Annotated in this window: 11 protein-coding genes and 1 pseudogene; 9 read left to right on the top strand and 3 right to left on the bottom strand. The window is 42.5% G+C overall.

The features are described from left to right. Positions 1–402 (top strand): hypothetical protein (locus ACFILT_RS09700; RefSeq protein ID WP_375680008.1); only part of this gene is annotated, 402 nt, incomplete at its 5' end. A gap of 13 nt (positions 403–415) precedes the next feature. On the opposite strand, the gene ACFILT_RS09695 is transcribed toward ACFILT_RS09700, so the two are convergent. Further along, positions 416–1,027 carry a hypothetical protein gene (locus ACFILT_RS09695; RefSeq protein WP_375677072.1) on the bottom strand — a complete coding sequence of 204 codons (612 nt, stop codon included), beginning with the start codon at positions 1,025–1,027 and terminating at the stop codon, positions 416–418. Positions 1,028–1,232: 205 nt separating this feature from the next. Between ACFILT_RS09695 and ACFILT_RS09690 the strand changes: the two genes are divergently transcribed. The 7 genes from ACFILT_RS09690 to ACFILT_RS09660 all read left to right on the top strand — a co-directional run bounded on the left by ACFILT_RS09690 (position 1,233) and on the right by ACFILT_RS09660 (position 7,788). Next, on the top strand, positions 1,233–1,565 hold the full coding sequence (locus ACFILT_RS09690) for a hypothetical protein (RefSeq protein WP_375677071.1): 333 nt from the start codon (positions 1,233–1,235) through the stop codon (positions 1,563–1,565). After that, the gene (locus ACFILT_RS09685; protein ID WP_375678942.1) at positions 1,546–2,874 is read left to right on the top strand and encodes a PBSX family phage terminase large subunit; all 1,329 of its coding nucleotides are present in this window, start codon (positions 1,546–1,548) and stop codon (positions 2,872–2,874) included. Before ACFILT_RS09690 ends, ACFILT_RS09685 begins: the two co-directional genes overlap by 20 nt. Beyond that, positions 2,859–4,868, top strand: coding sequence for a portal protein (locus ACFILT_RS09680; protein WP_375680007.1), 2,010 nt, complete (start codon positions 2,859–2,861; stop codon positions 4,866–4,868). The genes ACFILT_RS09685 and ACFILT_RS09680 overlap by 16 nt, the downstream gene beginning before the upstream one ends. Positions 4,869–4,881: 13 nt before the next feature. Beyond that, on the top strand, positions 4,882–5,775 hold the full coding sequence (locus tag ACFILT_RS09675; protein ID WP_375680006.1) for a hypothetical protein: 894 nt from the start codon (positions 4,882–4,884) through the stop codon (positions 5,773–5,775). Between the two features lie 92 nt (positions 5,776–5,867). Next, a complete protein-coding gene (locus ACFILT_RS09670) occupies positions 5,868–6,995 on the top strand; it encodes a N4-gp56 family major capsid protein (protein ID WP_375680004.1) in 1,128 nt (375 codons plus the stop codon). A 20-nt stretch (positions 6,996–7,015) separates the two neighbouring features. Further along, positions 7,016–7,396, top strand: coding sequence for a hypothetical protein (locus tag ACFILT_RS09665; RefSeq protein ID WP_375617007.1), 381 nt, complete (start codon positions 7,016–7,018; stop codon positions 7,394–7,396). An 11-nt stretch (positions 7,397–7,407) separates the two neighbouring features. Beyond that, a complete protein-coding gene (locus tag ACFILT_RS09660) occupies positions 7,408–7,788 on the top strand; it encodes a hypothetical protein (RefSeq protein ID WP_375680003.1) in 381 nt (126 codons plus the stop codon). Positions 7,789–7,822: 34 nt separating this feature from the next. On the opposite strand, the gene ACFILT_RS09655 is transcribed toward ACFILT_RS09660, so the two are convergent. Continuing rightward, positions 7,823–8,107 carry an addiction module antidote protein gene (locus ACFILT_RS09655; RefSeq protein WP_375680002.1) on the bottom strand — a complete coding sequence of 95 codons (285 nt, stop codon included), beginning with the start codon at positions 8,105–8,107 and terminating at the stop codon, positions 7,823–7,825. Then, the gene (locus ACFILT_RS09650) at positions 8,088–8,399 is read right to left on the bottom strand and encodes a type II toxin-antitoxin system RelE/ParE family toxin (protein WP_375618916.1); all 312 of its coding nucleotides are present in this window, start codon (positions 8,397–8,399) and stop codon (positions 8,088–8,090) included. Before ACFILT_RS09650 ends, ACFILT_RS09655 begins: the two co-directional genes overlap by 20 nt. 65 nt (positions 8,400–8,464) lie before the next feature. On the opposite strand from ACFILT_RS09650, the pseudogene ACFILT_RS09645 reads away from it, so the two are divergent. After that, a pseudogene (locus ACFILT_RS09645) lies at positions 8,465–8,686 on the top strand (hypothetical protein); the annotation flags it as partial.

The raw sequence follows: 8,686 nt of genomic DNA, 5'->3' as shown, positions 1-8,686 counted from the left end.
AAGCGCTTCGGTTTAACGCTACAGGAGGCAAAAAATCCACTTTCTGGTACCTATATCGGGCGGCTTTGTTTACAAGGCGTGATTACACAAGAGCAATATGATGCCGCGCAACAGTACCTACAGATAAGAAATAATTACCTTTGTGCAAAGGGCTTGCCTAATGCAATTTATGACGAAATGCCATCATCTACTGATGACAAAGCAAGAGATAAATGGGTAGCATTTGCAACAGAGCAGTTTATAAACACGCAAGAGGCACTAAAAGAAGCGCAATGCCTCTATAGACAGTATAATCTTTATGCAGCACTACAGTACCTCGTGATAGAAGATCAAATGCTACCACACCTTGTGAATTCACTACGCGTTGCTCTTAATGCTCTTCAGAAACATTTTGATCGTTAAATGACAATCTCTATTACGGTTTCATTATATTGTATATCGTTCGTAAGTCTCTACAAAACCTAGCTGTTTTTTTTATGCCTCTCCCATTATCGACTCTCATACTAGACACTAAATCAACAACTTGTGTTTCGGGGTTAATGCCATTTCCACTCGGAGAACTAAGAAATTTTTTTGCGTAATAAAACATTGGATCTGTACTACTCATAGACATGTTGTATGCCCAAATAAAATTTTCTTCACTCCAATTATGTTCATAGCGTAAAGTATTTATTACACTAGGTAGCATCGCCCATGACATCTCCTTATTATAATCACCCCTTAGTAAATTCACAAAGCGTCCACATAAAACAATAAGTATGTGACGATGCCATACAGTGTCAAATTTGGCAGTTATATTTTGATAGCCATTTTTGTATGCAAATTGATTTGCTTCGTGTTGCTTGTCGAAATGCGTAAAGTCTTCATATTCTTTACTTGCATATTTATCGTAAAGTTTATTGTACTGCTCTATAGTATCTACACGTGTAAATGTACGTGTAAATCCAAATGACGCTGATGCAGGTAGCGCTGATATAGAAAAGAAAGCTATAAATGTTATGATGCGTGTTATGGATAATGATTTCATCATTTTGAACCCTTAATTATTCATAAGTGCTGTTTAACTGATTCCCTTTGAAATTATCAATATGTGTTATTTTTATGTTGACAAAGTGTAGCAAATCGTATTTAATGACATTACTGTACTTAGGCGTATTGTGTCTAGAGAGGGAAATGTACAGTTCAAAATCCCCGCAAATGCGGGGTTTTTTATTATCTGGAGGGCGTATTTTATGACATCAGAAAATACACAGCAGGCTCCACAACCCATTAAAAAGCGTATACCCCCAAAGGCAGGTCAAGGGCGTGTCAAAGGCGTTCCAAATAAAGTGACGCGCATTTTAAAAGAAGCAGTGGTTAAGGCTGCTGAGAATGCTGGGAATAAAATTGGCAAGGATGGTTTGATTTCTTATTTGGAAAAGCAGGCTATAGAATGCCCCGCTGCTTATTTAGCGTTGCTTGGTAAGGTGTTGCCTTTACAGGTAACAGGTGAAGATGGGGGAGCCATTAAGGTGATAACGCGTGTAGAAATCGCGCCTTTGGTCAATGACAACACGACAGATTAGTATTGTACCAAAACTCATTCCTATTTTTGCAGGGGACGCTTTGGTGCGAGCGGCTTGGGGTGGACGAGGGTCTGGGAAGACAAGATCATTTGCATTGATGGCTGCTTTAAAAGGCTATCAATTTGGTATGCAGGGGATATCGGGGACCATTCTTTGTGCACGTCAGTTTCAGAATTCTTTGGCAGAGAGTTCATTGGAGGAGATTAAGCGCGCCATTGAAGCGCACGACTTTTTAAAGGACTATTACAAGGTTGGGGAATCTTCGATTAAGTCGATAGATGGTCGCGTAGCCTTTCAGTTTTCTGGTCTGGACCGTAATATTGCGAGCATTAAATCCATGGGGCGTATTTTGCTTTGTTGGGTTGATGAGGCAGAGCCCGTTACAGAGACGGCTTGGCAAACGCTTATACCGACTTTGCGAGAAGAAGGAGAGGGATGGCGGGCAGAATTATGGGTGACATGGAACCCGTTGCGAGAGAATGCCCCCGTTGAGAAGCGGTTTCGCTTTTCAGACAATGAAGCCATTAAGCGTGTAGAGATCAATTGGTCAGACAACCCGAAGTTTCCCAAGATCTTGAATGAAGCGCGGCTTGATGATCTGAGAAACCGTCCCGAGACCTATAAGCATATCTGGGAAGGGGCTTATCTTACAGCGGTTCAAGGCGCTTATTATCAAAAGGAAATGTTGGCAGCCGAGCAAGAGGGGCGGATAGGGCGCGTTGCGCGTGATCCTTTAATGCAGATACGCGCCTTTTGGGATATCGGGGGCACAGGTGCTAAGGCAGATGCTACGGCGATATGGATAGCGCAATTTGTTGGTAGGGAGATCAGAGTACTTGATTATTACGAAGCACAGGGACAGCCGTTATCGGAACATATCGGTTGGTTGCGTCACAATGGTTATGAGAAGGCATTGATGGTGTTACCCCATGATGGGGCGACCAGAGACCGTGTGCACAATGTGAGTTTTGAGAGCGCTCTTAAACAGGCAGGCTTTCAAACAAAAGTTATCCCTAATCAGGGAGCAGGAGCTGTTAAGATACGTATAGAAACAGTCCGCCGTGTTTTGCCTTCTGTTTGGTTTAATGAAAAGACGACGGTAGCAGGACGTAAGGCACTGAACTGGTATCACGAGAAATGGGATGAGAAGCGCAATATTGGCTTGGGAGCAGAGCACGATTGGTCCAGTCATGGGGCAGATGCCTTTGGACTGATGTGTATTTCATACAAACCACCAAAAGAAATACAAAAGCGACCAGCTTATAGCGGCAGAACGGAATATGAGAGTACCTCATGGATGGCAGAATGATGTATGATGAAGAGCATTTAGATAAAGAAAGTAACGCATCAGATTTGTCGACAGAAGGCTTATTTCGCAAGCTTGTGAGCTGGTACAAAGAAGATGTGGAGCATGTGAATAAATGGCGTGAACATGCGCGGGAGGATTTTGGTTTTTACAATGGTGATCAATGGAATGAAGAAGATTTATCGGCGTTAAAAAAGCAACGCCGCCCCGTTATGACCTTTAATCGTATTGCCCCATTGGTCAATGCCGTTGTGGGGTCAGAGCGTAATAACAAGCGCGAAGTGCAGTTTATTCCCCGTCAAGTAGGGAAGGCATTGCCTAGTGAATTGCTTACCGGTGCGGCAGAATGGTTTCGGGACATGGCGCATGCAGAATACGCTGATAGTGATGCTTTCCAAGATGCGGTTATCTGCGGCATGGGGTGGACTGATACACGGCTTGATTATGAGAACAGCCTCGATGGTGAACCGGTCATTACGCGTTTAGACCCGTTAAAGATGGTTTGGGATAGTGCAGCGGTGCAACCGAATTTAACCGATGCGCAACGTTTGTGGTATGTAGACCGCAAGCCGTTAGAAGTAGCTAAGCAGATGTTTCCCAAATCTCATTGGACAGAGCTGAGTGCAGATTGGGCAAGGGATGGGAGCTCTCATGAAGGTGTTCACCATAATGATCTTGATTATTACAGTGATGAAGGGAGCATTGATGTTGAAAACGGTCGTCGGATGGTCACGCTTGTTGAATGCCGTTGGTTTGAAAGCGAGCGATATTACAAAGCGCCCGATTTAAGCACTGGAGAACTTCGTGATTATAGCGAGGAAGAATTTAAGCAGCTCCAGTGCATGATGCCCGATATCCAAGGGGCAGCTTTCAATAAAAAGGTCGTAAAACGTGCTTTTTTAGGGAGAAAATTGCTTGAATCCCCTGATCAACCTTTGGTTCCAGCGGGTCAATTGGGTTGGGAGTGTATAACAGGGTATTTTGATAAGATAGAACGGCAATTTTATGGGGTTGTCCGTCCGACAAAAGATCCACAACGATGGGCGAATAAATATTTTAGTCAAGTGATGTATATCCTTAATAGCCAATCCAAAGGGGGGCTTATTGTCGAGGAAGGGGCGTTTAAGGACATCAGGCAGGCTATGCAAGATTGGGCGCGGGCTGATGCGTTGCTAGTTGCTGAAGATGGCGCTCTTGCAGAAGGCAAGATACAACCAAAGCCTGTAGCACAGTTTCCAGAGGGCTTTTTCCAGCTGTTTAATGAAGCTAAGGAAGCAATTAATCAGGTGACGGGTTTATCACCCGAATTCATTGGTACAAGGGAAGTGACACAAGCGGGTATTTTGGAGGCACAACGACGCCAATCCAGTTTAAATCTGCTTGCTTGTCTGTTTGATGGTTTACGTTTGTACCGCAAGCGGCAAGGTAAGATTATTTTGCACTTGATACAGAATTACTTGTCCGATGGTCGTTTGGTACGGATATCTGGTGAAGAGAATGCGCAATATATTCCATTGACGCGTGAAGAAGTAACGAGTGTCGAGTATGATATTGTAGTTGATGATGCGCCAACCAGCCCGAATGAGAAAGAGCGCACCTTCGGTATCATCACACAGCTGCTCCCATTGCTTCAAAATGCCATTACGCCGGATATTATGCTTGATCTACTTCGTTACTCACCCTTGCCTGCGTCATTACTCAATCGTGTCAGTGAGAAGTTCCAACAGCAACAAATGGCACAACAACAGCAGATGGATCCCGAGCAGGAAATGAAGTTGCAGGAAAAGCAACAAGACTTAGAGACGAAAGCACAGATGCATCAGATGGATTTGCAACAAAAGCAGATTGATCTTTTTGTGCATCAAGAGAGAGCAAAAACAGACGCAGAACTGATGAAGCAACGCTATGAGATTGAACGGCAGAAGCTTCTCAATGATCAGGCACACAATCAGATTATGCGAGAGCGAATAGCATTACACAGAGGTATGCATAGTTGAGAAAGGTGAAAGAATGAATGCAGAAATGAATGAAGCTATGAATGAAGATTACAGAGTTGGAGCACCGGTCTTTGATGATGAGAGCTCTTTTGATGCTGGCACTTATGATGGTGAAACGATTGATAATGATGATGTCACCTCTCCAGAGCCGGTTGCACAGCCCGTTGAAAAGCCTTCAGAGATTGTTCCTAGTATAGAACAGCAGCGTGTGGAGCAACAAGCCAAACAAGCCCGTGAAGCGCTTGTCAAGTTTTATGAACCCCAATCCCAGACGCCAATGGTTGAAGGTGAAAATGCACCCCCAGACCTACGTGAGGACCCTGTTCGTTTAGTGGCGTGGATGTTAGATAAGATTCAAAAGCAAGATGCGTATATTAGGGAACAGAAAGAAGCGCTAAGACAAGCTGAGGAACAGCAGCAGCACGATATGCGTCTTGGTGAATTTTTTAATAATTCTGTTAAGTCGTTTCAAAATAAATCCAGTGATTTTGATGCCGCGGCAAATTTTCTTTATGAGGCACGCGCAAAGGAATTGAGTTCTTGGTCATCACTTTATCCTGAGTATGGACAACAAAACACAATAGATGCGATTATAAGAGATCAATTGCATGCGCTTGTAGCGACTTGTGCACAAAGAGATCTCAATCCGGCAGAAGAAATTTATAGAATAGCACAAAACCTTGGCTATCAGAACCAAGCAGTGCAAGCGAATAATCAAGTTGCAGAACTTCAAAGCCGTCAGAATTCTGCGCGGACTTTGACAGCATCTGGAGGAGGGGGGAGTACTGGACCAATGACTTTAGCAAGCATTGATAGGATGTCAGAAGAAGAATTTGACGTTTGGATATCAAATCCGAAAAATAAAGCGATTTTTCGGCAATTACACGGTGCAGGTAACGGGTATTAAGAGTGCATTTTATAGAAATTAGTCTGTTTTATACAGGGCTATGATCCGGCTTTTAAGCCGGTTTTTTTTTACAGCAAAGAAAGGTAAAATCAATGGCATTAACAACAGTTAGAGCAGATGATCCTCATGCGATAAGCACGTGGTCAAAATTATTAAATACAGAAGTTTCAAAGGCGATACCTATTGCCCCCCTTATAGGCAAGGGTTCAAACAGCATTATTCAACTTAAAACCGAAACACAGAAAGGCAGAGGGGATTGTGTTACCTTTAGCTTACGGACACAGCTTTTGGGACGTGGTGTCACCTCGGGACAGACGCTTGAAGGGAATGAAGAGGCATTACAATTCCTTTATGACAGACTCTATATTGACGAGCTTTCGCATGCAGTTCGTGTAGAAAATGAAGGTAGTATAGCGCAACAACGTACAACGTTTGATTTACGTGATGAAGCCAAAAATGGTTTGGTTGATTGGTATGCAGACCGCTTAAGCATGATGTTTTTCATTCAAGCTTGCGGATATACAGCAAGGACGCTCTCTTTTGAAGATCGGATGATAGATATCGAGAATGTGCATTATGGATTTAATGAACCTCTGGCACCAAGCAGTAAGCGAATTATCCGTCCAGATGGTAAAACCAAGGATGAAGATCTCCGTGAAGCGCCAAAACACAGCTTTAGTTTGAAGCTTATTGACGAAGCTGTAAAAATGGCGAAACTTGCTAATCCCAAAATTCGACCAGTACGTGTGAATGGAGAGAGTGTTTATGTTCTCTATTTGCACCCAACACAAGTGATGCAATTGCGTACCAATACAGAGACTGGTCAGTGGCTTGATATACAAAAGGCGGCTTATTCAGGTTCGCGTGCGAAGAATCCGATCTTTGATGGTTCACTAGGCATGTATAATGGTGTGATTTTACGTGAATCTGAACATGTTACTCATGGTGTAAAATCGACAGATAGTACAGCGAAAAAAAGTGTTCGTCGCGCTGTTTTGCTTGGTGCACAAAGTATCGTTATGGCTTTTGGGAACAATCGCAATGTCAATCGCTATCAATTGGTGGAAGAGCATTTCGACTATCAACGTTACTATGGTCTGTCTGCGAAAACACTGATTGGCATGAAGAAAACCCGTTTCAAATTTCCAAATAGCGCACAAACAGCGCAAGATTTTGGAACGATTGTTATCCCCACCTACAGTGGTGAACCTGATAATTAATCATAGGGAGGAAACAAGACATGGCAGATCAATTACCCCCTCCATTACAGGGAAGAAATCTTCACACCCAACAGGTAAGTTTCTTACGTTTGAATATCTCACATAAAGAGAAGCATCTCACAGAAAAAATCGGGATTTTGCCTCGTGGTGCTTTGATCACTTCAATAAAAGCGTTCGTTAAGACGGCATTTTCAGAAGCGAAATTGAAGATTGGCAGCACTTATGGCGGCAATGAGTTTGGCGAAAAAGATATCAAAGCCCAAAATACGCAAGATTTTACACCAACAGACCAAAAGGTTTTTACTCCAGAGGATAAAGAAATGACCCTTTATGCAACACGAGATAAAACCACTGATGCTGGTGAGTGTGTTGTGGTTGTGCAATTTGTGACAAATCATTGAGGGGATAAGACATGGCAGATTATTTACCACAGCCCTTGCAAGGGAGAAGCCTTCATACGCAGCAGATAAGCTTTTTGCGGCTTAATTTTAGCTATGAAGATAAAGAACAGGCGATGAAGATAGGTACCCTCCCTCGTGGTGCTTTGATTACTTCAATTAAAGTGTATGTTAAGACAGCATTTTCGGACACGAAGGTTAAAATAGGCAGCACTGCTGGCGGGACTGAATTTGGTGAAGCAGAAATCAAACAGCAGGCAGTCAAAGAAGTTAAGCCAACCAATCAAAAGGAATTTGTCCCTTATGATGAAGAACTTACTCTCTATGCTAAAGCTGATAAGACAGTCCAAGCAGGTCAAGCAAGTATAGTCGTTGAATTTGTGACCAATCACTAAAATTGAGAGGAGATATCTATTAACTCCTCTCAATTTATGAAGTAGCAGATTGTACCAAGAGTTGTAAATTAAGGGCAGATAAGACAGCGACTAAAGTAGAAAGCTTGGGGTCACCCGTTTTGCTTAAAGAACGGTATAATCCACTGCGTTCGCGATTGGTTTCTTTTGCTAAAGCACGCATATTTTGTGCTCTCGCAACAATACCAATGGCATCCGCTATATGAGCAGCATCACCAGTTTTGAAGGCTTCATTTAAAAAGACTTCTTGAGATTCTGGTGTTGTAAGGTGTTTTTCAAAGTTAAAGGTTTTCAATTTCATTTTTAAGATCCTTTAAAAGAGATAAGGCTTTTTGAATATCACTGGATTGTGTGGATTTATCACCACCACAAAGCAATATAATGATTTTATCGCCTTTTTTTGTGAAATAAACTCGATACCCAGCCCCATAGTGGATACGCAATTCACCTATACCATTAAAAAATTTAACGTCACCTAAAAGTCCTGAACGAATTCTATGAAGTCTTCCAAGAATTATATCGGCAGCTTTTCTGTCTTTAAGCTTTTCTAACCATTCATCGAATTCATCTGTTGTTTTTATTATCGCTACCATTAGTGCACTGTAATACACATGATGTGTAATGTCAATAACAATATTTTTCACAGAAAGGTATTCTGATGACGCGTCATTATATTCGGGTTAAGACGGGGGGACCAATACCGGCAAAACAGGATGTTTATCGTCATAAGAGGACACTTTCGCACTTAGTGTCGGTCATTCAAGATGAGATTGATGACATAGCCGATGAGTATGTTCATCAAATCCAAGAAAGCATTTTTGCAGCCATTCGTTTTTGTGAACGGGAGACCTTTTACTTTAACGAAAGCCGTGATGTGGTG

Source organism: Bartonella sp. AP7XZML (assembly GCF_042195745.1).
In the GTDB taxonomy this organism is placed as follows: Bacteria; Pseudomonadota; Alphaproteobacteria; order Rhizobiales; family Rhizobiaceae; genus Bartonella.
This window is presented reverse-complemented; position numbering and strand designations above follow the sequence as displayed.